Origin of the sequence: Aquitalea aquatilis, assembly GCF_005155025.1 — a bacterium.
Taxonomy (GTDB): Bacteria; Pseudomonadota; Gammaproteobacteria; order Burkholderiales; family Chromobacteriaceae; genus Aquitalea; species Aquitalea aquatilis.
The window spans coordinates 2,074,135-2,099,885 of sequence record NZ_CP039731.1 but is presented as its reverse complement, the minus strand read 5'-3'; the positions used below and the strand labels follow the sequence as shown (position 1 = coordinate 2,099,885).

At 58.8% G+C, this 25,751-nt stretch carries 21 protein-coding genes; 6 read left to right on the top strand and 15 right to left on the bottom strand.

Translation table 11 applies throughout. The features are described from left to right. Window positions 1-129: 129 nt before the first annotated feature. From sucD to FAZ30_RS09785, 13 genes are all read right to left on the bottom strand, one after another. Window positions 130-1,014, bottom strand: a complete 885-nt coding sequence (sucD, locus tag FAZ30_RS09845; RefSeq protein WP_103524282.1) for a succinate--CoA ligase subunit alpha — start codon at window positions 1,012-1,014, stop codon at window positions 130-132. A gap of 27 nt (window positions 1,015-1,041) precedes the next feature. Further along, entirely contained in the window at window positions 1,042-2,211 is a 1,170-nt protein-coding gene (gene sucC / locus FAZ30_RS09840; RefSeq protein WP_103524281.1) for an ADP-forming succinate--CoA ligase subunit beta, read from the bottom strand. Window positions 2,212-2,378: 167 nt separating this feature from the next. Beyond that, a complete protein-coding gene (gene lpdA, locus FAZ30_RS09835) occupies window positions 2,379-3,812 on the bottom strand; it encodes a dihydrolipoyl dehydrogenase (RefSeq protein ID WP_124642923.1) in 1,434 nt (477 codons plus the stop codon). A gap of 13 nt (window positions 3,813-3,825) precedes the next feature. Continuing rightward, the gene (locus tag FAZ30_RS09830; RefSeq protein ID WP_124642926.1) at window positions 3,826-4,014 is read right to left on the bottom strand and encodes a hypothetical protein; all 189 of its coding nucleotides are present in this window, start codon (window positions 4,012-4,014) and stop codon (window positions 3,826-3,828) included. Between the two features lie 54 nt (window positions 4,015-4,068). Continuing rightward, complete coding sequence (odhB, locus tag FAZ30_RS09825; protein ID WP_124642928.1) at window positions 4,069-5,319, bottom strand: 2-oxoglutarate dehydrogenase complex dihydrolipoyllysine-residue succinyltransferase; 1,251 nt, start codon at window positions 5,317-5,319, stop codon at window positions 4,069-4,071. A gap of 67 nt (window positions 5,320-5,386) precedes the next feature. Beyond that, on the bottom strand, window positions 5,387-8,215 hold the full coding sequence (locus FAZ30_RS09820; RefSeq protein ID WP_124642929.1) for a 2-oxoglutarate dehydrogenase E1 component: 2,829 nt from the start codon (window positions 8,213-8,215) through the stop codon (window positions 5,387-5,389). Between the two features lie 227 nt (window positions 8,216-8,442). After that, window positions 8,443-9,732 carry a citrate synthase gene (gene gltA / locus FAZ30_RS09815; protein ID WP_103524276.1) on the bottom strand — a complete coding sequence of 430 codons (1,290 nt, stop codon included), beginning with the start codon at window positions 9,730-9,732 and terminating at the stop codon, window positions 8,443-8,445. Window positions 9,733-9,795: 63 nt separating this feature from the next. Further along, window positions 9,796-10,044, bottom strand: a complete 249-nt coding sequence (locus FAZ30_RS09810; RefSeq protein WP_059285416.1) for an FAD assembly factor SdhE — start codon at window positions 10,042-10,044, stop codon at window positions 9,796-9,798. Next, window positions 10,041-10,751 carry a succinate dehydrogenase iron-sulfur subunit gene (locus tag FAZ30_RS09805; protein ID WP_045845610.1) on the bottom strand — a complete coding sequence of 237 codons (711 nt, stop codon included), beginning with the start codon at window positions 10,749-10,751 and terminating at the stop codon, window positions 10,041-10,043. The genes FAZ30_RS09810 and FAZ30_RS09805 overlap by 4 nt, the downstream gene beginning before the upstream one ends. A 13-nt stretch (window positions 10,752-10,764) precedes the next feature. Next, window positions 10,765-12,537 (bottom strand): succinate dehydrogenase flavoprotein subunit, encoded by a 1,773-nt coding sequence (gene sdhA, locus FAZ30_RS09800; protein WP_124642931.1) that lies wholly within the window; start codon window positions 12,535-12,537, stop codon window positions 10,765-10,767. Further along, the gene (gene sdhD, locus FAZ30_RS09795) at window positions 12,537-12,881 is read right to left on the bottom strand and encodes a succinate dehydrogenase, hydrophobic membrane anchor protein (RefSeq protein WP_124642933.1); all 345 of its coding nucleotides are present in this window, start codon (window positions 12,879-12,881) and stop codon (window positions 12,537-12,539) included. Before sdhD ends, sdhA begins: the two co-directional genes overlap by 1 nt. Further along, window positions 12,875-13,249: a succinate dehydrogenase, cytochrome b556 subunit gene (gene sdhC / locus FAZ30_RS09790; RefSeq protein ID WP_045845607.1), complete on the bottom strand. Its 375-nt coding sequence runs from the start codon at window positions 13,247-13,249 to the stop codon at window positions 12,875-12,877. Before sdhC ends, sdhD begins: the two co-directional genes overlap by 7 nt. A 224-nt stretch (window positions 13,250-13,473) precedes the next feature. Next, on the bottom strand, window positions 13,474-14,208 hold the full coding sequence (locus FAZ30_RS09785) for a GntR family transcriptional regulator (RefSeq protein ID WP_124642935.1): 735 nt from the start codon (window positions 14,206-14,208) through the stop codon (window positions 13,474-13,476). Between the two features lie 204 nt (window positions 14,209-14,412). Here FAZ30_RS09785 and FAZ30_RS09780 point away from each other — a divergent pair, with 204 nt between their 5' ends. The 3 genes from FAZ30_RS09780 to lysS all read left to right on the top strand — a co-directional run bounded on the left by FAZ30_RS09780 (window position 14,413) and on the right by lysS (window position 18,243). Further along, the gene (locus FAZ30_RS09780) at window positions 14,413-15,393 is read left to right on the top strand and encodes a malate dehydrogenase (RefSeq protein ID WP_124642937.1); all 981 of its coding nucleotides are present in this window, start codon (window positions 14,413-14,415) and stop codon (window positions 15,391-15,393) included. Between the two features lie 150 nt (window positions 15,394-15,543). Next, window positions 15,544-16,611 (top strand): peptide chain release factor 2, encoded by a 1,068-nt coding sequence (prfB, locus tag FAZ30_RS09775; RefSeq protein WP_158613565.1) that lies wholly within the window; start codon window positions 15,544-15,546, stop codon window positions 16,609-16,611. Between the two features lie 123 nt (window positions 16,612-16,734). Then, the gene (gene lysS / locus FAZ30_RS09770; protein WP_124642941.1) at window positions 16,735-18,243 is read left to right on the top strand and encodes a lysine--tRNA ligase; all 1,509 of its coding nucleotides are present in this window, start codon (window positions 16,735-16,737) and stop codon (window positions 18,241-18,243) included. Window positions 18,244-18,386: 143 nt separating this feature from the next. Here the strand turns inward: lysS and FAZ30_RS09765 are convergent, their stop codons facing one another. Together FAZ30_RS09765 and FAZ30_RS09760 are read right to left on the bottom strand one after the other, a co-directional pair. After that, complete coding sequence (locus FAZ30_RS09765) at window positions 18,387-19,331, bottom strand: sensor domain-containing diguanylate cyclase (RefSeq protein ID WP_137009352.1); 945 nt, start codon at window positions 19,329-19,331, stop codon at window positions 18,387-18,389. A gap of 174 nt (window positions 19,332-19,505) precedes the next feature. Continuing rightward, the gene (locus tag FAZ30_RS09760; RefSeq protein WP_137009351.1) at window positions 19,506-22,313 is read right to left on the bottom strand and encodes a bifunctional diguanylate cyclase/phosphodiesterase; all 2,808 of its coding nucleotides are present in this window, start codon (window positions 22,311-22,313) and stop codon (window positions 19,506-19,508) included. A 246-nt stretch (window positions 22,314-22,559) separates the two neighbouring features. On the opposite strand from FAZ30_RS09760, the gene FAZ30_RS09755 reads away from it, so the two are divergent. The 3 genes from FAZ30_RS09755 (at window position 22,560) to FAZ30_RS09745 (ending at window position 25,695) form a co-directional block, all read left to right on the top strand. Further along, window positions 22,560-23,879 (top strand): TRZ/ATZ family hydrolase, encoded by a 1,320-nt coding sequence (locus FAZ30_RS09755; protein WP_124642947.1) that lies wholly within the window; start codon window positions 22,560-22,562, stop codon window positions 23,877-23,879. Between the two features lie 3 nt (window positions 23,880-23,882). Further along, window positions 23,883-24,584 carry a bifunctional 2-polyprenyl-6-hydroxyphenol methylase/3-demethylubiquinol 3-O-methyltransferase UbiG gene (gene ubiG, locus FAZ30_RS09750; protein WP_124642949.1) on the top strand — a complete coding sequence of 234 codons (702 nt, stop codon included), beginning with the start codon at window positions 23,883-23,885 and terminating at the stop codon, window positions 24,582-24,584. 439 nt (window positions 24,585-25,023) lie between these two features. Further along, entirely contained in the window at window positions 25,024-25,695 is a 672-nt protein-coding gene (locus tag FAZ30_RS09745) for a GntR family transcriptional regulator (RefSeq protein ID WP_124642951.1), read from the top strand. The last annotated feature ends 56 nt before the right edge of the window (window positions 25,696-25,751 follow it).

The following is a 25,751-nucleotide window of genomic DNA, read 5'->3' as shown; positions in this document are numbered from 1 at the left end:
CCGGGCTGGATAGACCAAGCTGAAGCCGCGCAGTTCAGCCAGCGCGGGCACTGGCAAAGCTGCATTCTAGCGCAAAAAGAAAACGCCACCCGAGGGTGGCGTTTCAGTGTACGGCTATCCGCTAAGGGATTAGATCATGCCCTTGCTTTTCAGCAGTTCGAACATGGTCTTGCCGATTTCGGCCGGGCTGCGGGTGTAGGCAATGCCTGCACGCTCGAAGGCCTTGAACTTCTCTTCGGCCGTACCCTTGCCGCCAGAGATGATGGCACCAGCGTGGCCCATGCGCTTGCCCTTGGGAGCAGTCACACCGGCGATGTAGCCGACTACCGGCTTGGTCACGTAGGCCTTGGCAAATTCGGCTGCTTCTTCTTCGGCGGTACCACCGATTTCACCGATCATCACGATGGCGTCGGTATCCGGATCGTCCTGGAACAGTTTCAGGGCGTCGATGTGGCTGGTACCCGGGATCGGGTCGCCGCCGATACCGATGCAGGTGGACTGACCCAGACCCAGCGCGGTGGTTTGTGCCACGGCTTCGTAGGTCAGGGTGCCGGAACGGGACACGATACCGATGCGGCCCGGATTGTGGATGTGCCACGGCATGATGCCGATCTTGCACTCACCCGGGGTAATGATACCCGGGCAGTTCGGGCCGATCAGGCGGATGCCGGCTTCGTCCACAGCCTTTTTCACGTACAGCATGTCCAGGGTGGGCACGCCTTCGGTGATGCAGACAATCAGCTTCACGCCGCTGTCGATGGCTTCCAGGATGGAATCCTTGGCAAAAGCTGCCGGTACGTAGATGACCGAGGCATCAGCCTGGGTTTGACGCACGGCGTCCTTCATGGTGTTGAACACCGGCAGGCCCAAATGCTCGGAACCGCCCTTGCCCGGGGTCACGCCACCAACTACCTTGGTGCCAACCTTCAGTGCCTGTTCGGCGTGGAAGGTACCGTTCTTGCCGGTGAAACCTTGCACCAGCACTTTGGTGTCTTTGTTTACCAATACGCTCATTTTGAAATCCTTATGCGGTGCAGGTGATTAAAGCGCAGCAACGGCAGCAACGATCTTCTCGGCTGCGTCGTTCAGGCCCTGGGCGGAAACCAGCTTCAGGCCGGAGTCATCCAGAATCTTGGCGCCCAATTCGGCGTTGTTGCCTTCCAGGCGCACAACCACCGGCACGGTCACGTTTACTTCCTTCACGGCGGCGATGATGGCCTCGGCAATCATGTCGCAGCGAACGATGCCGCCGAAGATGTTGATCAGCACGCCCTTGACCGAATCATCGGCCAGGATCAGCTTGAAGGCTTCAATCACGCGGTCCTTGGTGGCACCACCACCCACGTCCAGGAAGTTGGCCGGCTGGCCACCCTTCAGCTTGATGATGTCCATGGTGGCCATGGCCAGGCCAGCGCCGTTTACCATGCAGCCGATATTGCCTTCCAGCGCCACGTAGTTCAGGTCGAATTCGGAAGCTTTCACTTCACGTTCGTTTTCCTGCGACTTGTCGCGTTGTGCCAGCAGGGCCGGGTGACGGTAAAGGGCGTTGGAGTCCAGGTTGATCTTGCCATCAACGCAGGCCAGTTCGCCGTTTTCACGCAGCGCCAGCGGGTTGACTTCGAACAGGGCGAAATCGTTTTCCACGAAAGCCTGGTAAGCACCCAGCATCAGCTTGCTGAAAGCAGCGATTTGCGAACCGGACAGACCCAGGGCAAAGGCGGCATCACGCGCCTGGAAGGGCTGCATGCCCACCAGCGGGTTGATTTCGATCTTGATGATCTTTTCCGGGGTTTCTTCGGCTACTTTTTCGATTTCCACGCCGCCTTCGGTGGAGACCATGAACACAACGCGCTGGCTGCCACGGTCCACTACGGCGCCCAGGTACAGTTCACGCTGTACCGGGTACATGTCTTCGCACACCAACACGCTGTTGACCGGCTGGCCAGCGGCGTCGGTCTGGTAGGTCACCAGATTGATACCGATCAGGCTCTTGGCAACTTCAGCGGCTTCTTCGCGGCTCTTCACCACTTTGACACCACCGGCCTTGCCACGGCCACCGGCATGCACCTGGGCCTTGACGACGGCAAACTTGCCGCCCAGTTTGTCATAAGCGGCAGCGGCTTCTTCCGGCGTGGTGGCCAGAATGCCCTGTTGTACCGGCAAGCCGTATTTGGCCAGCAGCTCTTTCGCTTGGTATTCGTGCAGGTTCATCTATGGTTTCCTTTCGGTGGAAATGATGGCGGGGCCCTGTCTGGCCAACGTCTCTATTCCTTGGTCGCTTCCTCAACCCTAATGTATCGGGGCGAACCTGTTCTCGCGGCAGGTCCTGCCCCATACCCTCTTTCGGGCCGTGTGAATTGTACACGGCCCCACGGCAATTAGCCGTGCAATGCGCGCTTGTCGGCAGCCAGTGCGGCTTCGTGCACCACTTCCGACAGACTCGGATGGGCGTGCACGATGCGCGCCAGATCTTCACTGGCGGCCTTGAACTCCATCGATACCACGCCTTCGGTCACCAGCTCGGACACCATCGGGCCGATCATGTGCAGGCCGAGGATGCGGTCGGTCTTGGCATCGGCCAGGATCTTGACCGTACCCTGCGCCTGACCCAGGCCCAGCGCGCGACCGTTGGCAGCGAAACCGGAAGTACCCTTCTTGTATTCGATGCCTTCAGCCTTGAGCTGTTCTTCGGTCTTGCCCACCCAGGCGATTTCCGGCGAGGTGTAGATCACCCACGGAATCACGCCGAAATCGACGTGCGGCTTCTGGCCGGCGATACGCTCTGCCACCGCAACGCCTTCTTCCGAAGCCTTGTGTGCCAGCATCGGGCCACGTACCACGTCGCCAATCGCCCAGATACCCGGCAGATTGCTGTGGCAGTGGTCGTCCACGGCAACAAAACCACGCTCGTCCAGTTGCAGGCCAACGGCTTCCGCACCCAGACCAGCGGTGTTCGGTACGCGACCGATGGACACGATCAGCTTGTCGAATTCAGCAGCCACGGCTTCGCCGTTCAGCTCGTAGTGAACGGTAACGTGCTTCTTGGTGGCCTTGATTTCACCAATCTTCACGCCCAGCTTGATGTCCAGACCGGTGTCCTTGGTCAGGGTCTTGAAGGCTTCCTTGGCGATCTGCTGGTCGGCAGCAGCCAGGAAGGTCGGTGCGGCTTCCAGGATGGTGACTTCTGCACCCAGACGCTTCCACACGCTACCCATTTCCAGGCCGATCACACCGGCACCGATCACGCCCAGGCGCTTCGGTACAGCGGTGAGCGCCAGCGCGCCTTCGTTGTCCAGCACCATGTGGTTGTCGGTAGCCAGGCCCGGCAGCTGACGCGGGCTGGAGCCGGTGGCGATGATGACGTTGGTCGCTTCCAGCGTGTCAACCACCGCGCCGTTGTCAGTCACTTCAATCAGCCATTTGTCGCCCTGGCGGCCTTTCAGCGCAGCCAGACCGTGGATATTGGCGACCTTGTTCTTCTTGAACAGGAAGCTGATACCAGCGGCGTTCTTGGTGATGATGCCGGTCTTGCGATCCAGCATGGCGGCCACGTCCATCTTGGCACCGGACACGGTGATGCCATGCTTGGCAAAGTCGTGCTGTACCGCGTGGAAGTTTTCCGAGGACTGCAGCAGCGCCTTGGACGGGATGCAACCCACGTTCAGGCAGGTGCCACCCAGCGAAGGCTTGCCTTCCGGGTTCTTGAAGGCATCCACGCAAGCGGTGTTGAAACCGAGCTGGGCTGCACGAATGGCAGCCACATAACCGCCGGGGCCGCCGCCGATAACGACGACATCAAACTGTTGGCTCATTGATTTTCCTTGATCAGAACTTGCCGACCTTGAACAGCAAGATCCCGAAAGCAATCATGAACACGGCGATGATGAGCTTGCCCACCAGGCTGTAGCGGTCTTCGCGAATGCCGCGCTGATGCTTCTTCCAGGTCAGTACCGCGATGGCCACACCGGCCAGGATGGAAGCTACCGCATAAAGCCAGTCAGGCAAAATCATCATTTCTCCGTTCACATTATTCAAAGTGGCCGCAAGACAACTTGCGGCCAACAACTATTACAGGTCGAGGATCAGGCGGGCCGGATCTTCGATGGCGTCCTTGATGGCTACCAGGCTCAGTACCGCTTCGCGACCATCGATGATGCGGTGGTCGTACGACTGGGCAAGGTACATCATCGGGCGCACAACAACTTGACCATTCTCAACCACGGCGCGCTCCTTGGTAGCGTGCATGCCCAGAATGGCCGATTGCGGCGGGTTGATGATGGGGGTGGACATCATGGAACCGAAAGTACCGCCATTGGAAATGGTGTAAGTACCGCCGGTCAGCTCTTCCACGGTCAGCTTGCCTTCCTGGGCGCGCTTGCCGAAGTCGGCGATCTGCTTCTCGATCTCAGCCAGGCTCAGCTGGTCAGCATTGCGGATCACCGGCACTACCAGACCACGCGGGCTGCCTACGGCCACGCCGATGTCAAAGTAGCCGTGGTAGATGATGTTGTTGCCATCAACCGAAGCATTGACGATGGGGTATTTCTTCAGCGCGGCAACCACGGCCTTGACGAAGAAGCCCATGAAACCCAGCTTCACGCCGTGTTCCTTCTCGAACTTGTCCTTGTAGCGTGCACGCAGGTCCATCAACGGCTTCATGTTGATTTCGTTGAAGGTGGTGAGGATGGCGTTGGTCTGCTGGCTCATCACCAGACGCTCGGCCACACGCTGGCGCAGGCGGGACATCGGCACGCTCTGTTCCGGACGATCGCCCAGCACGGCAGCCACGTTCACGGCAGCCGGGGTGGCGGCCAGGGCAACACCGGCGTTGCCGGCGTGGGCCAGTACCGGACCAGCTTGCGACGGTGCAGCGGCAGCAGCCTGTACGTCTTCTTTCAGCACACGGCCGTCACGGCCGGAGCCAGCCACATTGGCCAGATTGACGCCGGTTTCGGCAGCCAGCTTGGCAGCCGACGGCATGGCAGCGCCACCCGGTGCAGCGGCCGGAGCAGCTTGTACGGCAGCCGGAGCGGCAACAGCCGGCGCTGCAGCAACCGCAGCCGGTGCATCACCTGCCTTGGCGGCGGTGTCGATACGGGCGATCAGCTGACCGGAAACCACGGTGGCGCCGTCTTGTTCGATGATTTCAACAATCACGCCAGCCTGCGGTGCCGGCAGTTCCAGCACGACCTTGTCGGTTTCCAGATCGATGACGTTTTCGTCGCGATTGACGAAATCGCCGGCTTTCTTGTGCCAGGTCATCAGCGTGGCTTCGGAAACGGACTCAGGCAGTTGGGGGACTTTGACTTCAATAATCATGTTCTTCTCCAGAACGGGGCAGCTGCGGTGCTGCCCCCGTCATATCATTCGTTGTGATGGCGTGTACTTACTTGGCAATCGTCATGGCTTCTTCGACGAAGGACTTGAGCTGGGCAACGTGCTTGCTCATATAGCCTACGGCCGGGGAAGCAGAGGACGGACGACCAGCGAACGACAAGAACTGCTTGCCGCTCAGCAGACCTTCCAGGCGATGGCGAATCTGGTACCAGGCACCCTGGTTACGCGGCTCTTCCTGCACCCACATCACTTCCTTGGCTTGCGGGAAGCGTGCCAGTTCGGCGGCTACCTGCTCGGTCGGGAAGGGATACAACTGCTCGATACGCACGATGGCAACCTCGTCTTCCACGCCCTTGTCTTTGCGGCCAGCCGCCAGGTCGTAATACACCTGACCGGCACACAGCACGACGCGCTTCACCTTCTTCGGATCCTGCACCACGGCGTCGCCGATCACCGGGCGGAAGCTGCCGTTGGTGAAGGCTTCGATCGGGCTCATGGAATCCTTGAAGCGCAGCAGGCGCTTGGACAGGAAGATCACCAGCGGCTTGCGATACGGACGCAGCACCTGACGGCGCAGCATGTGGAACATCTGGCTGGCTTCGGACGGCATCACGATCTGCATATTGTGCTCGGCGCACAGTTGCAGCCAGCGTTCCAGACGGGCGGAGGAGTGTTCCGGGCCCTGGCCATCGTAGCCGTGCGGCAGGATGGTGGTCAGGCCACACAGACGGCCCCACTTGGTTTCGCCAGAAGAAATGAACTGGTCAATGGCCACCTGGGCACCGTTGGCGAAGTCGCCAAACTGGGCTTCCCAGATCACCAGCTGGTCCGGAGCGGAACAGGCATAGCCGTATTCGTAGGCCAGCACGGCTTCTTCGTTGAGGATGGAGTCGATCACCAGGAAATCAGCCTGGTTGTCCGACATATTGCGCAGCGGTACGTAGGAACCCTGGTCCCAACGTTCGCGGTTCTGGTCGTGCAGCACGGCATGACGATGGGAGAAGGTGCCGCGACCGGAGTCTTCACCGGACAGGCGTACACCGAAACCATTGGTCACCAGACTGGCGTAGGCCAGAGTCTCGGCCATACCCCAGTCGGCATTCTGTTCACCGGCGGCCATCGCCTTGCGTGCAGCCAGCACTTTCTGCACGGTGGGGTGCAGCTTGAAGCCTTCCGGCAGGGTGGTGAACTTTTCAGTCAGACGCTGGATGTCGGCGCGCGGCAGCGAGGTATCGGTGGGGTGTGCCCAGTGGGTACCCAGATACTGGCTCCAGTCCAGGGCGTGTTCGCGCTTGTAGTTGGTGAGCGCGGTCTGTTCCACGTGCTCGCCCTTGTCCAGCGCGTCGCGGTAGGCCTGGATCATGCCTTCGGCTTCTTCGGCCTTCAGCACGCCTTCCTGTACCAGACGCTCGGCATACATGGCGCGCACGCCCTGATGCTTGGCAATCTTCTTGTACATCATCGGCTGGGTCAGGAAGGGATCGTCACCTTCGTTGTGACCCAGTTTGCGGTAGCAGACCAGGTCGATGACCACGTCCTTGTTGAACTGCATGCGGTAGTCCAGCGCAGCCTGCATCACATAGCAGACGGCTTCCGGATCATCACCGTTGACGTGCAGGATGGGCGCTTCGACCATCTTGGCCACGTCGGTACAGTACAGGGTGGAACGCATGTCGCGCGTATCCGAGGTGGTGAAGCCAACCTGGTTGTTGATCACGATGTGGATGGTGCCGCCGGTACCGTAGCCACGGGTTTGCGACAGGTTGAAGGTACCCTGGTTGACACCCAGGCCGCCAAAGGCGGAGTCACCGTGGATCAGCACCGGCACGGCGCACTTGCGCTCGTTGTCCTTGCGACGATCCTGACGGGCGCGTACCGAACCTTCCACCACCGGGTTGACGATTTCCAGGTGGGACGGGTTGAACGCCAGCGACACGTGCATCGGGCCATTGGCCGTGGGGATGTCGGAGGAGAAGCCCATGTGGTACTTCACGTCGCCGGAGGCCATTTGCTGGGCAGCCTTGCCTTCGAATTCAGCGAACAGGTCGCGCGGCTGCTTGCCCAGGGTGTTCACCAGCACGTTCAGACGGCCACGGTGGGCCATGCCGATGATCAGTTCCTGCACGCCCACCGAGGTGGCGTTGTGGATCAGGTGATCCAGCGCAGCGATGGTCGATTCGCCGCCTTCCAGCGAGAAGCGTTTCTGGCCAACGTATTTGGTATGCAGATAGCGTTCCAGGGTCTCGGCCGCCGTGATCTGCTTGAGAATGCGCAGTTTCTTGCCGGCGTCGTAGCGCGGGGTGGACAGATCGCCTTCAAAGCGCTTCTGTACCCAGTGCTTCTCGTCCGACTTGGTGATGTGCATGAACTCCAGGCCGATGTTGCCGCAGTAGGTCTGCTTCAGGCGCGACAGGATGTCGGACAGCGGCAGCTTCTGCGGAGCCACCAGCGAGCCCACATTGAACTGCACCGCCATGTCGGCATCGGTCAGGCCATGCTTGACCGGATCCAGCTCGCGCAGGGTTTCCTGATCCATGCGCTTGAGCGGGTCGAGGTTGGCCTGACGGGAACCCAGTACGCGGTAGGCCGAAATCAGCTTCAGCACACCCACCTGCTTTTGCATGGTTTCCCATTCGCCGCCGCTGCTGTTGCGCGGGCCGCTGGCCGGTTTCTTGGCCAGTTGAATGAAGGATTCCTGGATGGGCATGTGGGGTACATCGCGCTCGGCTGCGCCCGGTGCCTGGGCCAGCTTGTCGAAGTATTCACGCCATTCGGCTGGAACCGAATTCGCATCAGCGAGGTACTGTTCGTACAGTTCCTCGATGAACGGTGCATTCCCACCGAACAGGTAGGAATGACTGTACATGGATTGCATCATTATTCGACCCTTTGTTATCTACGTACGTATCTACGTTTGGCTACATTGCTGCGTGGAGAAAGCGTTGTGGAAAAGACGCAAGAAGGGCCTTCGTGAGGAAGGGCAAATCCGTCTCCATTCTTTTCCGCAGCGCTCTGTCGGCGTCTGTCGTGAAACCGGCTACTGTATTCTGTTAAACAGGCTAAAAAGTTGGCCGAAACGTGTCCGGCCAACTTGTCACAGCTTGATCAGCGCTTGTCGATATCGACAATATCGCGGCGCGGGGCGCCGGTGTACAGCTGACGCGGACGGCCGATCTTCATCGCCGGGTCACCGATCATTTCGCTCCAGTGCGCGATCCAGCCCACGGTACGGGCCAGGGCGAAGATCGGAGTGAACATCGATACCGGAATGCCGATGGCGGACAGCACGATACCCGAGTAGAAGTCCACGTTCGGGTACAGCTTGCGCTCGATGAAGTACGGATCTTCCAGGGCGATCTTTTCCAGCGCCATGGCCAGCTTGAACTTCGGATCGTTGTGCAGGCCCAGTTCGTTCAGCACTTCGTCGCAAGTGGTCTTCATGATGGCGGCGCGCGGGTCCATGTTCTTGTACACGCGGTGGCCGAAGCCCATCAGTTTGTAACGCTTGTCCTTCACGCCTTGCATGAAGTCGGCCACGTTGTCCACGCTGCCGATTTCGTCCAGCATCTTCAGCACGGCTTCGTTGGCACCACCGTGGGACGGGCCCCACAGGCAGGCGATACCGGCAGCGATACATGCGAACGGGTTGGCACCGGAGGAGCCGGCCAGACGCACGGTGGAGGTGGAGGCATTCTGCTCGTGATCGGCGTGCAGGGTGAAGATGCGGTCCAGCGCGCGCGCCAGAACCGGGTTCACCTTGTACTCTTCACACGGGGTGGAGAACATCATGTGCAGGAAGTTTTCCGCATAGGTCAGGCCATTCTTCGGGTAGGAGAACGGCAGGCCCTTGTTGTAGCGGTAGGCTTGTGCAGCGATGGTCGGCAGCTTGGCCACCAGACGGTGGGCCGAAATGCGACGGTGTTCCGGATTGGTGATGTCCAGCGAGTCGTGGTAGAAGGCAGACAGCGCACCTACCACACCCACCATCACGGCCATCGGGTGTGCGTCACGACGGAAGCCCTTGAACAGGCTCATCAGCTGATCGTGCAGCATGTTGTGGCGCATCACGCCACGTTCGAATTCCTTGCGCTGTGCGGCAGTCGGCATTTCGCCGTTCAGCAACAGGTAGCACACTTCCAGGTAATCGCTCTTTTCTGCCAGCTGTTCGATCGGATAGCCGCGGTAGTAGAGCTGACCCAGATCACCGTCGATGAAGGTGATGGCGGACTCGCAGCTGGCGGTAGCCAGGAAGCCCGGGTCAAAGGTAAACATGCCGGTTTTGGAGAAGGCACGGATATCGACGACATCCGGACCCAGAGTGCCGGACAGAACCGGCATTTCCAGGTTGTCCTTGCCCTCGTTGTAAGTGAGCGTCACTTTGCGGTTGGTTTCCACAGCAATACTCCCAGTCAGTTTTGTGGTGTTGTAATAATCGTTTTGGGCCCTGCATCCTGTGGCTCAGACAGCCCGCAGGATCTCGATGATGGCGGCCTCTTCCGGATCGTCCAGGTCAGCCTTGCCGTTCACCACATCCAGAAAATCGGTGTCGGGCAAATCGAGAATACGCTTGTAGGCGTCGATCTCCGCCGGGGAGAGTGAATCGAAACGCTGGGCAAAAAACCGCTCCAGCACCAGATCCAGCTCCAGCAAGCCCCGGCGGGACCGCCAACGGATCCGTTTGAGTTCAATCGGATCGTAGGCGGTCATACTGCACGCTTGACCATCAGGTCCTTGATCTTGCCGATGGCCTTGGTCGGGTTCAGACCCTTGGGGCAGACATCAACACAATTCATGATGGTGTGACAACGGAACAGGCGGTAGGGATCTTCCAGGTTGTCCAGACGCTCGTTGATGGCGGTGTCGCGGGTATCGGCAATGAAGCGATACGCTGCGAGCAGGCCGGCCGGGCCAACGAATTTGTCCGGATTCCACCAGAACGACGGGCAGGACGTGGAGCAGCAGGCGCACAGAATGCACTCGTACAGACCGTTCAGCTCTTCGCGGTCTTCCGGGCTTTGCAGGCGCTCGCGTTCCGGCGGCGGCGTGTCGTTGATCACATACGGCTTGATCGAGTGGTATTGCTTGAAAAACTGGGTCATGTCCACGATCAGGTCGCGCACCACCGGCAGGCCCGGCAGCGGGCGCAGTTCGATCGGTTGCTTCAGATCGCGAAAATCGGTCAGACAGGCCAGGCCGTTCTTGCCGTTGATGTTCATGGCATCCGAACCACATACGCCTTCGCGGCAGGAGCGGCGGAAGGTGATGGTGTCGTCCTTCACCTTGAGCTTGGTCAGCGCATCCAGCAGTTTGCGGTCGGTGGAATCCAGCTCGACGCTGATGTCCTGCATGTAGGGCTTGGCATCCTTGTCCGGATCGTAACGGTAGATGCGGAATTTGACGGTTTCAGTAGTCATCTTGTTCAAGCCCTTAGTAGGAACGGGTCTTCAGAGCGATGGTGTCGACAGTCAGCGGCTGCATGTTCACCGGCTTGTATTCCAGACGGTTGCCATCGCGCGACCACAGGGTGTGCTTCAGCCAGTTGGCATCGTCACGACCATTCGGCGTTTCGGCAGTATCCGGCGCATCGTCACGCACGTGGGCACCACGGGATTCGGTACGGGCATTGGCCGAGATCATGGTGGCCTTGGCCACTTCGATCAGGTTTTCCAGCTCCAGGGCTTCGATACGCGCCATGTTGAATACGCTGGATTGGTCGGAAATTTCGGTCTGTTGAACCATCTTTTCCACTTCCAGAATTTTCTCAACACCTTGTGCCAGCATGTCCTTGAAGCGGAACACACCGCAGTGCGCCTGCATGGTGCGCTGCATGGCGGTACGGGCATCGTTCACGGCAACGCCATTGGTCTGCTTGTTCAGGCGCTCAACGCGAGCGACGGAACGCTCAACATCGGACGTGGCCAGATCCGGCAGCTCCAGCGGTTGTTGCTTGATGAAGTCGATCATCGAATTGGCCGAGCTCTTGCCGAATACCAGCAGGTCGAGCAGGGAGTTGGTACCCAGACGGTTGGCACCGTGTACCGATGCACAAGCACATTCGCCAGCAGCATAGAAACCGTTTACCGGCTTGCCGCCTACCACCACTTCACCGTGGTAGTTGGTGGGGATGCCGCCCATCTGATAGTGGCAGGTCGGCACGACCGGAATCGGCGCCTTGATCGGGTCAACACCGGCAAACTTGATCGAGATTTCACGGATGCCCGGCAGCTTGGACATGATCACTTCGGGGTCGAGGTGAGTGATGTCCAGCAGCACGTGATCCTTGTTCGGGCCGCAACCACGACCTTCGTTGATCTCGGTCACCATGGCGCGGGATACCACGTCACGCGAAGCCAGATCCTTGGCATTCGGTGCATAGCGTTCCATGAAGCGCTCACCTTCGCTGTTGCGCAGAATGCCGCCTTCACCACGTACGCCTTCGGTAATCAGCACACCAGCACCGGCCACGCCGGTGGGGTGGAACTGCCAGAATTCCATGTCTTCCAGCGGGATGCCGGCACGAGCGGCCATACCCAGGCCATCACCGGTATTGATGAAGGCATTGGTGGAAGAAGCGTAGATACGACCGGCACCGCCAGTAGCAAACAGGGTGGCCTTGGCCTGGAATACCACGATTTCCGAGGTTTCCATTTCCATGGCGATCACGCCCTGCACATTGCCGTCGGCGTCGCGAATCAGGTCCAGCGCCATCCATTCCACAAAGAAATGGGTGTTGGCGCGCACATTGCGCTGATACAGCGCGTGCAGCATGGCATGACCGGTACGGTCGGCGGCAGCACAGGCGCGACGCACCGGCTTTTCACCGAAGTTGGACATGTGACCGCCAAACGGACGCTGGTAGATGGTGCCATCAGCGTTACGGTCGAACGGCATGCCGAAGTGTTCCAGCTCGGTCACGACCTTCGGTGCCTCGCGGCACATGAATTCGATGGCATCCTGGTCGCCCAGCCAGTCCGACCCCTTGACGGTGTCGTACATATGCCAGTGCCAGTGATCTTCCTCGGAGTTACCCAGCGAGGCGGATACACCGCCCTGTGCTGCCACGGTGTGGGAGCGGGTGGGGAATACCTTGGACAGTACGGCAGTCTTCAGGCCAGCTTCGGACAGCTGCAGGGCGGCACGCATGCCGGCACCACCTGCGCCAACGATTACTGCATCAAAATGACGAACAGGTACGCCCATTACAGCCCCCAGACAACTTTAACGGAATAGATGAAACAGGACACAAGCCACACGATGGTGAAGGCATGCAGCGTCAGACGCAGGCCGGTGGGCTTGATGTAGTCCATCCACACATCGCGAATACCAACCCATACGTGCAGGAAGACTGCCAGCAGGGTGGTCTGGGTCAGCACTTGCACCCAGGTTTGTGCGAAGAAGTCTTTCCAGCCTGCATAGCTGGACGGCATGGTCAGCAGGAACAGCGCCAGAGCTACGGTATAGATCACCATGATGGTGGCCGTCACGCGCTGCATGACCCAGTCGCGCAAACCGTAGTGAGCGCCGATGACAGAGCGGTTTACCATAGAGCTACTCCCAGAATCAGAGTCAGGGCCAGGCTAACCACCACCACAGTCTTGGCGGTAGCACGGGCAGTTTGCAGTTCCAGACCCTTGTGGATATCCAGGAACAGGAAACGAATACCGGCACAGAAGTGATGCATGTAGGCCCACAACAAGCCGATGAGGATGATCTTCATCAGCGGATGCGCGACTACGGCACGGTAGGTTTCAAAGGACTCTGCTGAACTGAGCGAACCATGAAGGAGGTAGATCAACAGCGGGAGGGAAAAGAAGAGCGCCACACCACTGACCCGGTGCAGGATCGAGACAATACCCGGGATGGGCAGTCTGATCGTGGCCAGATCCAGGTGCTTCGGTCGTTGCTTCTGCATATGGCTTCCTTGGATGTATTTGAACCAAGTGGTTATCTCCGGGCCCCTGTCTGGAAGCCCGCCTGAAAGGTCCGCCCTTGTAAAAACCGGGTGGTCCCTCTCAATACTGAACATCATGCTGCCCGATGCTGCAGGGCAATATGATCTGGAAATTCTAGCAAAAATCACCTGCCTGCTGCCCGTTTTTTGCCGGACAAGCGACATTGCCATGCTGGCAGGCGACATCAACAGCCCTTTTGCAGCAGCGCCAGATCACGACTCAGGCAGTAGCGCTGCCGCCATTCCACTCTCTCTCCAACTGACGAAAAGGTCAGTCTGAGCACACTCAATACCGGCTCTTCCAGCGCTGCGCCGGACAAACCCAGCAAACTCGCATCTTCGCGCGGCAACATGACAGCGCGGTACTGCTCGCGGCTTTCTACCACCCTTACACCAAAGCGCTGTTGCAAGGTGGCATACACCCCGGTTGCAGAGCGAAACCAGCGCGCTTCCATGCCATCAAATCGTTCAGCCGGCAGGTAGGCTTCATCCAGCGCCACCGGCCTGCCCTGCCCGCGCCACAACTGGCGCACCCGAAACATCGGCGCATGCCGGCGCAACTGCAGCGCCACCGCCATGTCATCGCTGGCATTGACCCGCGAGATGGCAAGAAACTCACAGCTCAGACGATCCGGCATTTCGTCGAACACCCCGGGCGACTGCAGCAAGGACGCTCCCCAGTCACTGAGCACGGCGGCAACAAAAGTGCCCTTGCCCTGCTGACGGTATAGCAGGCCATCCGCCACCAGCTCACCCAGCGCCTTGCGCACTGTTCCCTGACTCACCGACATCTCTGCCGCCAGGTCCCATTCACTGGGCAGTGCATCATGTTCCAGCCACTCGCCCTCGGCGATACGACGCAGCAAAAACTGCTTGATTTGCACATAAAGCGGCTGACGACGCGGAGCATTAGCAATCATGTAGTGGCTTTGTATCATCAAATAAATCAAGCGTAAAGGGATGTCTTATATAAGACACAAGACATAAGGCAGCTTATCAGAATTTCTGATGGGGAATCCAGTGCCACATGGTCTACACTCCGTGATACACTCGCTTCACACTTATAGTGCAGAGCAACATCTGCAATTTGAGACAGTCCCGGATATCTAAAGGAGAGTCCACCAATGAAAGCTCCCGTTCGCGTTGCCGTTACCGGCGCTGCTGGTCAGATTGGCTACAGCCTGCTGTTCCGTATCGCCAGTGGTGAAATGCTGGGCAAAGACCAGCCGGTCATCCTGCAACTGCTCGACCTGCCGCAAGCCCAGACCGCCGTTAAGGGCGTGATGATGGAACTGGAAGACTGTGCCTTCCCGCTGCTGGCCGGCATGGTTGCCACTGACGACCCGAACGTCGCTTTCAAGGACGCTCAAGTTGCACTGCTGGTGGGTGCCCGCCCGCGTAGCAAGGGCATGGAACGCAAGGACCTGCTGGAAGCCAACGGCGCCATCTTCACCGTTCAGGGCAAGGCACTGAATGACCATGCCGACCGCAATGTCCGCGTTCTGGTGGTAGGCAACCCGGCCAACACCAACGCCTGGATCGCCATGAAGAGCGCTCCGGACCTGAACCCGAAAAATTTCACCGCCATGTTGCGTCTGGACCACAACCGCGCCCTGTCGCAACTGGCTGCCAAGACCGGCAAGCCGGTGGCTTCGATCAAGGACCTGGCGGTATGGGGCAACCACTCGCCGACCATGTACGCCGACTACCGCTTCGCCACCATTGATGGCCAATCGGTAAAAGCCATGATCAACGACGAAGCCTGGAACCGTGACGTATTCCTGCCGACAGTAGGCAAGCGTGGCGCTGCCATCATCGAAGCACGTGGCCTGTCCTCTGCTGCTTCCGCCGCCAATGCCGCCATCGACCACATCCACGACTGGGTGCTGGGCAGCAATGGCAAGTGGGTGACCATGGGCATTCCGTCCGACGGTTCCTACGGCATTCCGGAAGGCGTGATGTACGGTTTCCCGGTTGTATGCGAAAATGGCGAATACAAAATCGTCGAAGGTCTGGAAGTGGACGAGTTCAGCCGCGAACGCATGAACTTCACCCTGGCCGAGCTGGAAGAAGAGCGCGCAGCTGTCGCTCACCTGTTTGGCTAAGCACTAGCCAGATCAGCGAAAAGCGCACCAACTGGTGCGCTTTTTGTGTTTGATCAATACAAGCAAGTACATTTGAATTTACTAATACAGACTGCTACTGGAGCAAGAGCATGATTGAAGTCGAAGTCCTGAACCAGATTGCGGCCACGATTGAAAACCTGGCCGAGCGCGCCACCGATATTCGGGGGTATCTTTGACTACGACGGAAAAAAAGACCGTCTGGAAGAAGTAAGCCGCCTCACTGAAGATTCCGATATCTGGAACGACCCCAAGCGCGCCCAGGAGCTGGGCCGCGAACGCAAGCAACTGGAAGATGTGGTACTGGTGCTGGACAGCATCAACGCCAGCATCGCCGATGCGCGCGAACTGCTGGAAATGGGCAAGAGCGAAGAAGATGACGAAACCATCTTCGCGGTAAAAGCCGACATGGAAGAAGTCGAGGCCAAAGTGGCCAAGATGGAATTCCGCCGCATGTTCCACGACCCGATGGACCCCAACAACTGCTTCCTGGACATCCAGGCCGGTGCTGGTGGCACCGAGGCACAGGACTGGGCCGGCATGCTGTTGCGCATGTATACCCGTTATGCCGAGCGCAAGGGTTTCAAGGTAGACGTGCTGGAAGTCTCCGAAGGTGAAGTCGCCGGCATTAGCAGTGCCACGCTGAAGATCGAGGGCGAATACGCCTACGGCCTGCTGCGTACCGAAGTGGGCGTACACCGCCTGGTGCGCGTGTCACCGTTCGACTCCAATGCCCGTCGCCATACCTCGTTCTCTTCGGTATTCGTGTATCCGGAAGTGGACGACAGCTTCGAGATCGACATCAACCCGGCTGATTTGCGCGTTGATACCTACCGCGCCTCCGGTGCCGGTGGTCAGCACATCAACAAGACCGACTCGGCCGTACGTATTACCCACTTGCCCACCAACACCGTGGTGCAGTGTCAGAATGACCGCTCGCAGCACCGCAACCGCGATGAAGCCATGCAGATGCTGCGCGCCAAGCTGTACGAGCTGGAACTGAAAAAGCGCAACGAGGCCAAGCAGGCCCTGGAAGACACCAAGACCGATGTGGGTTGGGGTCACCAGATCCGCTCCTACGTGTTCGACCAGTCGCGCATCAAGGACCTGCGAACCAGCTATGAAGTGGGCAATATCAAGGGCGTCATGGATGGCGACCTGGATGGCTTCATCGAAGCCAGCCTGAAGCAGGGCGTGTAAACGTCCGGGCTGGCTGCTACAGCCAGCCTGCATTAGCGCAGCGTAATACCTTAATTGTTGGCCGATGAGGCCTGGCGGGGGAATGGCCCCCTGCCCTTACCCGCAGTAGTCAACGGAGTCATCATGTCTGAACGTGAACAAGCATCATCCCCAAGTCAGGACGAAAACCAGATCATGGCGGAACGCCGCCAGAAGCTGAAGAGCATCCGCGAAAAACGCGTCGCTTTCCCCAACGATTTCAAACGCAGCCACTTTGCCAAGGATCTTCAGGAAAAACACGCGGGTAAAGACAAGGAAGCTCTGGAAGCCGAAAAGATCGAGGTTGCCGTTGCCGGCCGCATGATGTTGAAGCGCGTCATGGGCAAGGCCAGCTTTGCCACCCTACAGGATGGCAGTGGCCGCATCCAGGCCTATATCGCCAATGATGGCGTGGGCGAAGAAGTACATGCCGAATTCAAGCACTACGACCTGGGCGACATCATCGCCATCCGCGGCGTGCTGTTCAAGACCAAGACCGGCGAACTGACGGTACAGGCCAGCGAAGTGCGCCTGCTGTCGAAAAACATCCGTCCGCTGCCGGAAAAATTCCACGGCATGACCGATCAGGAACAAAAGTACCGTCAGCGCTACGCCGACCTGATCATGAGCGAAGACAGCCGCAACACCTTCATCAAGCGCTCGCAGATCGTGCAGAAGATTCGCGACGTGATGGTGAGCGAAGGCTATCTGGAAGTGGAAACCCCGATGATGCACCCCATCCCGGGCGGCGCCACAGCCAAGCCTTTCGTCACCCACCACAATGCGCTGGACATGCCGCTCTACCTGCGCATCGCACCGGAACTGTATCTGAAGCGCCTGGTGGTTGGCGGTCTGGAACGCGTGTTCGAGATCAACCGCAACTTCCGTAACGAGGGGATGAGCACACGCCACAACCCCGAGTTCACCATGATCGAATTTTACGAAGCCTACAGCGACTACCAGCGCATGATGGAGATGACCGAAAACATCATCCGCCGCTGTGCCGAAACCGTCTGTGGCGGCACCACCATCAGCTACAACGGCAAGGAAGTGGAACTGGGCAAACCGTTCGACCGCTTCACCATCGTTGGCGCCATCAAGCACTACAACCCGCAATATACCGATGAGCAACTGGGCGATGCCGCCTGGGTAGCCGCCGAAATCAAGCGCCTGGGTGGCAAGCTGCCGCCGGCACCGGGCCTGGGCAGCCTGCAACTGGCCCTGTTTGAAGAATGTGCCGAAAGCCTGCTGTGGAACCCGACCTTCATCATCGACTACCCGGTGGAAGTGTCCCCGCTGGCGCGTGGCTCCGATGCTGATCCGGCCATCACCGAACGCTTCGAGCTGTTCATCGTCGGCCGCGAACACGCCAATGGCTACTCCGAGTTGAACGATCCGGAAGACCAGGCAGCACGCTTCCTGTCGCAAGTGGCCCAGAAGGACGCTGGTGACGACGAAGCCATGCACTACGACGCCGACTACATCCGCGCCATGGAATACGGCCTGCCGCCGACCGGAGGCTGCGGCATCGGCATCGACCGTCTGGTGATGCTGCTGACCGACGCCCCGTCCATCCGCGACGTCATTCTCTTTCCGCAAATGAGACCAGAATAAGCCGCCAGCTCCGCTGGGGACTCAACAAAAAACCACGCTACGGCGTGGTTTTTTGCATTGTGGGCGAACAGCAATCACGCAGCAGGCCAGCCAAAACCGCCCGCACGCAGGGGCCTTGAACAAGCCCCTGCCAGCCATGACACTTAGCCCTGACAAATACAGTTGCGCCCCTGTAGCTTGGCACGGTACATGGCTACATCCACGGCATGCAATATGCCCTCCAGCTCGCCATGATCAGCGGCGCAGGTATAGCCAATGCTGACGGTCAAACCAAGCTGTTGCTGCTGCCATACCGGCTTGCTGTCGGCTATCTGCTGGCGTAGCCGTTCGGCGGCGATGGCGGCACCCGCCAGATCGGTAGCTGGCAGGATAAGCAAGAACTCCTCACCGCCCCAGCGCACGATATCCGCTTGCCCATCAAACAAGGCGGTAAGCTGATCAGCAAAAAACACCAGCATGTGGTCGCCACAGGCGTGGCCGTACTGATCGTTGACATGCTTGAAGCCATCGATATCACACAGCAAGACCGAGAACATCTCCCTCTCGCGTTGCCAGCCTTCCCAGGCCAGTTGCAAGCGCTTGCTGGCTTCACGCCGGTTCAGCAGCCGGGTAAGAAAATCGGTACGGGACAGCCGGATGTTCTCGTCCACCGTGCACTTGAGTTCGTGCACATCGCGAAAGGTGATGATCTGCAGAAATGGCAAGGTGGCCGCTTGCGTCTGCGCGGTGATGATGAACCAGCGTTGCTGGCCATCGGCACAGCACACCAGGGCGGTGAGTTCAGCCAGCGGCTGGCCACTGGCCAGGCAACGCTCCACCTCCCGCTCCCAGGTCTGCATGACTTCCGCCCGGTAGCCCGCATCGGGATAAGCCAGCTGGAACCAGCTATCGATATCCGGCATGTCTTCCAGACTGTAGCCAATCTGCTGACGAAAGGCCTGATTGGAAAAACGATGCCAGCGGCCGGAATTGATGTCGCCGCTATTGCTGCATTCGGAAATCAGGATGGGGATGGGAATGAATTCGAAACTGTTGGCCAGCAGTTCTCTTCCGACAGCCGACATGGCCTGATCATTTTCAAAAAACATGGCTTTCTTTCTCTTTCAGCGCCAGTCCGGGCTTGTCGAAGTGCGCTAACACACTGCGCGAGTGCCAGGCACATTGATAACCGAACGAACACATCAACAGGAACTATCTGAATATATATATTCAAGATACCAATTTACTGAAAGAAAGCCAGCTGGCGCGGCGCGGAAGCTGCCTTATTCCTCGGGCAGCAAGCTACCCCTGGCCAGCAGGCCGGCAAACTCCTCCGGCGGCATCGGTTTGGCCAGCAGATAGCCCTGAATCAGGTCACACCCTTCCTGCTTGAGGAAGCGCCACTGATCGATGGTTTCCACGCCTTCGGCCACGACTTGCATATTGAGGTTTTTCGCCATGTTGATGATGGCCCGGGCAATGGCGGAATCGTCGGCATCATTGGGAATGTCGCGCACGAAGGAGCGGTCAATCTTCAGCTTGTCCGCCTTGAAGCGCTTGAGGTAGGACAGGCTGGAATAGCCGGTGCCAAAGTCATCGATGGACAGCTGTACCCCCATGCCCTTGATGCTGTCAATGGCCTGCACGGTGCTGGTCACGTCTTCCATGATCACGCTTTCCGTCACCTCAACGTCCAGCATGTCGGCAGACAAGCCATGGGTACGCAGAGCGGTTTCCAGGACCTCGGCCAGATCCTGCTGGCGGAATTGCAAGGCTGACAGATTGACTGCCAGCGACATCTTGGGCAGCCCCTGGCCATGCCACAAGGCCAGTTGGCGGCAGGCTTCGCGGATCACCCAGTTGCCGATCTGCACGATGAAGCCGCGCTCCTCGGCCACTTCGATAAAGCGCGCCGGTCCCAGAATGCCCAGCGAGGGGTGATTCCAGCGTATCAGTGCTTCGGCCCCGGTAATGCGGCCATCGGCCATCGCCACTTGCGGCTGGTAATGCAGGATGAATTCGTTGCGCTCCAGTGCAAAGCGCAGCTGGCTCTCAATGGCCAGAATTTCACGGGCACGGGCGTTCAGGTCGGCCGTGTAGAACTTGTAGCTGTTACGGCCCGACGACTTGGCGTGGTACATGGCGGCATCGGCATTGCGCACCAGGGTTTCGAAGTCGCGGCCATCATCCGGGTAGACGCTGATACCGATGGACGGCGTGATGGTGATGGTGTGGTTATGCAGCTCGATGGAAGCATTGAAGGATTCGCGGATGCGCTCCGCCGCCAGTGCAGCCTCGCTCGGGTCGGAAATCGCCGGCAGCAGGATGATGAATTCGTCGCCCCCTTGCCGCGCCACGGTTTCACCGGCAGCCAGCGAGGACTTGATGCGGTCGGCCGCCACCTGCAGCAAGATGTCGCCAGCAGAGTGCCCCAGTGACTCGTTCACCGTCTTGAAGCGGTCGAGGTCCAGCAACAGCAGCGCCATTTGCTCGTTATCGCGGCAGGCATTGTGAATCGCCAGCTCGACTCGGTCGTGCATGTGGGCGCGGTTGGGCAGGCTGGTCAGCACGTCGAAATGCGCCAGGAACTGAATACGCTCGTCGGCGGCCTTGCGCTCGGTCAGATCGCTGAAGATGGCGACATAATGGGTGATTTCGGACAGCGGGTTACGCACCGCGTTAATAGCCAGCCACTCCGGGTAGATTTCGCCATTCTTGCGCCGGTTCCAGATTTCGCCCTGCCAGGAACCCTGACCATCAATGGCCAGCCACATATTGCCGTAGAAGGCTTCATCGTGACGGCCGGAAGACAGGATGCTGGTTTTCTGCCCCAACACTTCCTGCTGCGAATAGCCGGTAATTTCGGTGAATGCCTTGTTGACGCTGCGAATGCGCTTGTCGCTGTCGGTGATCATGATACCTTCGACGGTGTTTTCAAACACCTTGGCCGCCAGTTGCACCCGCTCTTCTGCCGCACGCTTTTCGGAGATGTCGCGCACCATGCGCCATACCGCATTGATGCGGCCAAAGGCATCACGCATGGCCACAGTCTTGACACTGACCGGCACCTGATTGCTGAAGCGGTTCATGTACACCGCCTCGAATTCGTCGCAATAACCGAAGCGCAATACCTTGTTATCCAGGTTGAAGCGCTCCAGCGCCTCGCTCTCCTGCCCCACCAGCGACCAGAAATTCTGCTGCTTGAGCTGGTCGAGGTTGTAGCACATCAGGTTGAGAAAGGCCGGGTTGGCATCCATCACCTGGCCATCCAGCGAACTGATGACAATGCCATCCAGATTGGACCAGAACAGTTCACGGTATTTGTTTTCCGAGCGGCGCAGCGCATCTTCCACCTCGCGGCGGCGGGAAATATCCGCCTCCAGCGCCAGTGTTTTCGCACGCAACTCGTCAATCAGCCGTTTCAGTTCGGAGCGGGTCCATTCCAGGTGCTTGCCCAGCTTGCCGATTTCATCACGCCGCGCCCAGTAAAACGGCGACTCCAGCTTGAGTTCGGCCAACTGGGTGGCCTGCTCGGTGAGGCTGTGCATGGGGCGCAGGAAACGCGAATGCAGAATGCTCATGATCAGCAGAATGGACAACACCAGCTGCGCCACCAGAATCAGCAGGATGTTCTTCACTTGATTGTGCAGGGCGTTGGCCAGATGCTCGGTATCAAACTCCAGCGTGACCTGGCCAATTTCCTCGCCACGGTAAATCACTGGTTTTTGTACGAAAGAAACGCCGCCGACGCGCCGCTCGCTACGCAAGGCGGACAGGAAAACCTGGTTGGACTGGGTGTCGGTCACCCGGATGGACACCACGCGGGCGTCTTCCATGACCGAGGAAATCAGCGGGCTGCCGGCCTGACGGCTGAGGTTCCACAATGGCTCCTGCATGCCCAGCGCCACAATGTCCAGCAAGCGCTTTTCGTCGGTTTCCAGCTGGGCGGTGAGGTTGTCCCGCTGAATATTGATGCTGAGATAACTGATGATGGAGGCGGGAATCAGCAAGCCGAGTACCACGGCGATCATGAAGACCGTGCGCAGGGAGAGGCTAGAGGTGACTGGGTTCTTTTCTTCTTGGGATGCCATCGGTATCGATTATCAAAAAACGTTCATGGCGCGGAAAACCCGCTATCAATATTTAGCTGCAAAATTGCAGCTCATGTGCTGTCAATCAGATTAATCGCATAATAAGGCAGACCTTTCCCAGTTATAAGCGATTTTTTCTTTACATAACAGTTTATGCGGTACGGCCACCGCCCACGCGGTCAATTTGCCATGCCCAGAGCAGCAGCCTACAATCCCCAGCATTCAGAATTCGGCAGGACTTTATCCATGTCAGCAACACAATACGACACGCTTATTTCGGCACGCTGGATCATCACGGTAGAACAAGATGGCGAAGTGCTGGAAAACCATGCGGTCGCCATCAAGGATGGCCAGATCGCCGCCATTCTGCCCGCCAGCCAGTGCCCTGCAATCAACGCCAGTGAAAGACTGGAACTGGGTAATCATGTGCTGATGCCTGGCCTGATCAACCTGCACGGCCACTCGGCCATGACCCTGCTGCGCGGTCTGGCCGACGACAAGGCGCTGATGGACTGGCTGAACAATCATATCTGGCCGGCCGAAGGCAAGCACGTGCGCGATGATTTCGTGTTCGACGGTGCCAGCCTGGCGATGGCGGAAATGATTCGTGGTGGCACCACCACCATCAACGACATGTACTTCTACCATGCCGCCATGGGCCGCGCCGGCCTGGCATCCGGCATGCGCACCTTTGTCGGCTGCTCGATTCTGGAATTCCCCACCAATTACGCCAGCAATGCCGATGAATACATCAGCAAGGGCATGGCCGAGCGTAGCGAATTCCTGGGCGAAGAGCTGATTACCTTCACCCTGGCCCCGCACGCCCCCTACACCGTATCTGATGACACCTTCCGCAAGGTGGTTGATCTGGCCGAGCGCGAAGACATGCGGATTCACTGCCACATCCACGAAACCGCGGATGAGGTGAGCAACAGCGTCAAGGAACTGCAACAACGCCCGCTGGCGCGCCTGCAACAGCTGGGCTTGCTGTCGCCGCGCCTGATTGCCGCCCACATGGTGCATCTGAATGCTGAGGAAATCGACATCGTCGCCCGGCATGGCGTGGCGGTCGCGCACAATCCGGCATCCAATATGAAGCTGGCCTCCGGCATCGCCCCGGTACAGCAACTGCTGGCAGCCGGTGTGGCCGTCGGTATCGGCACCGATGGTGCAGCGTCCAACAACAAGCTGGACATGATGGCAGAGACCCGTCTGGCCGCCCTGCTGGCCAAGGTGGGCACGCTGGACCCGACCGCCGTGCCGGCAGCCACCGCCATTCGCATGGCTACGCTGAACGGCGCGCGCGCACTGGGTATCGCCGACAAGGTAGGCTCGGTCAAGGTGGGCAAACAGGCCGACCTGATCGCCATCGACCTGTCGGCACTGGAAACCGCCCCGGCTTTCGATCCGGTATCGCATGTGGTGTACGCCGCCGGCCGCGAGCAGGTGAGCCATGTCTGGGTTAAGGGCCGCTGCCTGCTGGACGCACGCCAGCTGCAGACCATGGACGAAGCTGCACTGAAAGCGCGCGGTGAAGACTGGCGCAACCGTATTCTGGCGAGGTAAGCAATGAGCAATGTAGACGAACTGGAAATCGACAAATTCAGCCAGCTGGCACACAAGTGGTGGGACAAGGACAGCGAATTCAAGCCGCTGCACGAGATCAACCCGCTACGGCTGGACTATATCGATGACTTTGCCGGCATCAAGGACCTCAAGGTACTGGATGTGGGCTGTGGTGGCGGGATTCTCGCCGAGAGCATGGCCCTGCGCGGCGCGCAGGTCACCGGCATTGATCTGGCCAAGAAATCGCTGAAAGTGGCCCAGCTGCACAGCCTGGAGTCGGGCGTGGCCGTGGAATACCGCTGCATCGCCGTGGAAGAACTGGCCGACGAAGCGCCGGGCAGCTTTGATGTCGTCACCTGCATGGAAATGCTGGAGCATGTACCAGACCCGGAAAGCGTGGTGCGCAGCTGTGCCCGTCTGGTCAAGCCGGGTGGCTGGGTATTCTTCTCCACCCTCAACCGCAATGCCAAGGCCTATCTGCTGGCAGTCGTGGGCGCAGAGTACGTGCTCAACATGCTGCCGCGCGGCACCCATGAGTATGCCCGCTTCCTCAAGCCGTCCGAGCTGTCGCGCATGGCGCGCAATGCCGGGCTGGAAATCGGCAACGTCAGCGGCATGAGCTACAAGCCGCTGACGCGCATTTATTCGCTGGGCGACGACACCCAGGTCAACTACCTGATGGCCACCCGCCGCGCGGCGCTGTAAACACAGCACGCCTGCGCCAGACCCCTGCCCCGCTCCAAGCCGGCCAGGGGTTTTCTTTTTTCCACGGCACCCATGCAGATAAAAAAAGGCCTTCGCCGCAGCGAAGGCCCCAATCATCCCCCGGTCCAGGACCGGTAAACAACCCGCTAGATTGTGAGAAAACACACCGCACCCTCAGGTGCACTGCTTGCCTCAGGCAAGTTTGTATAGCCCCATTCCTCGTGTCAGCCATTTCAAACAAGCGTTTTAATCCTAAAGCCTATTCCGAATACAGACAAGGGATTTCCCTAACAAGGCAAAGAAACATCATCAAAATGCAACAGGCTTTGCCTAATTGCATCACCCTGCCCGACAGCCCAATTGCCAGACAATTCCACATTCCAATTGCCGTGCAGGCCAATATATATGAAAATAATAATATTCGATAATGGAGACGCTGATGACGTTCAAGGCCAACGACTCGCTCACGGAACAAATAGCCCAATACCTTGGCAAAAAGATCATCCAGGGAGAAATGGCACCGGGCGAGCGGATACAGGAACTGCGCATTGCGGCCGAGCTGGAGGTCAGCCGGGGTTCGGTACGGGAAGCCTTGCTGATTCTACAGCGGCGTCATCTGGTGGAAATTTTTCCGCGCCGTGGTGCCGTGGTGTCCAGCATCTCCGGCCAGGATGTACGCGACTTCTTCGAACTGTGGTTCATGCTGCTGGACCGGGTGGTCAGCAACCTGGCCAGCAACTGGAAAAACGACGATCTGGCACGCTTTTTCGAGCTGATGACACAGTTGGCGGAATGCCATCGCCAGGATGACATGCCGGGTTATTTTGATAGCGGCGTGGAATTTCTGCGTGCGCTGTACGACTTCTCCAGCAACCGCTACATGAGCGCTGCCCTGCAAGACTTGCTGCCGCTGACCCAGCGCTGCCTGTTCGCCATCCTGCGTGCTGGCCGGTCGCAAATGGATCTTACCCAACAGTTTCTGGAAGACCTGCTGAAAACCATCATCGCCCGCGACACCACGCGCCTGCGCATCATGGTGGCGGAGTTTGGCCAGGACTACAGCAAGCTGGCACAGAAATCCGCCGAGGCACTGGCTGGCAGCCAGCACTGAGCCGGGTAGTCACAAGCGGCTTTCAAATTGTTGACAAGTCCCTCTCGCTTTCTGGA

Bases quoted from the DNA above. Each gene is read 5' to 3' on its own strand.
- FAZ30_RS09755 (WP_124642947.1), top strand. From the start codon at position 22,560: ATGTCAGCAACACAATACGACACGCTTATTTCGGCACGCTGGATCATC.
- FAZ30_RS09765 (WP_137009352.1), bottom strand. From the start codon at position 19,331: ATGTTTTTTGAAAATGATCAGGCCATGTCGGCTGTCGGAAGAGAACTG.
- FAZ30_RS09780 (WP_124642937.1), top strand. From the start codon at position 14,413: ATGAAAGCTCCCGTTCGCGTTGCCGTTACCGGCGCTGCTGGTCAGATT.
- FAZ30_RS09805 (WP_045845610.1), bottom strand. From the start codon at position 10,751: ATGACTACTGAAACCGTCAAATTCCGCATCTACCGTTACGATCCGGAC.
- FAZ30_RS09810 (WP_059285416.1), bottom strand. From the start codon at position 10,044: ATGACCGCCTACGATCCGATTGAACTCAAACGGATCCGTTGGCGGTCC.
- sdhC (WP_045845607.1), bottom strand. From the start codon at position 13,249: ATGCAGAAGCAACGACCGAAGCACCTGGATCTGGCCACGATCAGACTG.
- ubiG (WP_124642949.1), top strand. From the start codon at position 23,883: ATGAGCAATGTAGACGAACTGGAAATCGACAAATTCAGCCAGCTGGCA.
- FAZ30_RS09745 (WP_124642951.1), top strand. From the start codon at position 25,024: ATGACGTTCAAGGCCAACGACTCGCTCACGGAACAAATAGCCCAATAC.
- sdhA (WP_124642931.1), bottom strand. From the start codon at position 12,537: ATGGGCGTACCTGTTCGTCATTTTGATGCAGTAATCGTTGGCGCAGGT.
- lpdA (WP_124642923.1), bottom strand. From the start codon at position 3,812: ATGAGCCAACAGTTTGATGTCGTCGTTATCGGCGGCGGCCCCGGCGGT.
- sucD (WP_103524282.1), bottom strand. From the start codon at position 1,014: ATGAGCGTATTGGTAAACAAAGACACCAAAGTGCTGGTGCAAGGTTTC.
- lysS (WP_124642941.1), top strand. From the start codon at position 16,735: ATGTCTGAACGTGAACAAGCATCATCCCCAAGTCAGGACGAAAACCAG.
- FAZ30_RS09830 (WP_124642926.1), bottom strand. From the start codon at position 4,014: ATGATGATTTTGCCTGACTGGCTTTATGCGGTAGCTTCCATCCTGGCC.
- FAZ30_RS09760 (WP_137009351.1), bottom strand. From the start codon at position 22,313: ATGGCATCCCAAGAAGAAAAGAACCCAGTCACCTCTAGCCTCTCCCTG.
- odhB (WP_124642928.1), bottom strand. From the start codon at position 5,319: ATGATTATTGAAGTCAAAGTCCCCCAACTGCCTGAGTCCGTTTCCGAA.
- sdhD (WP_124642933.1), bottom strand. From the start codon at position 12,881: ATGGTAAACCGCTCTGTCATCGGCGCTCACTACGGTTTGCGCGACTGG.
- FAZ30_RS09785 (WP_124642935.1), bottom strand. From the start codon at position 14,208: ATGATTGCTAATGCTCCGCGTCGTCAGCCGCTTTATGTGCAAATCAAG.
- sucC (WP_103524281.1), bottom strand. From the start codon at position 2,211: ATGAACCTGCACGAATACCAAGCGAAAGAGCTGCTGGCCAAATACGGC.
- FAZ30_RS09820 (WP_124642929.1), bottom strand. From the start codon at position 8,215: ATGATGCAATCCATGTACAGTCATTCCTACCTGTTCGGTGGGAATGCA.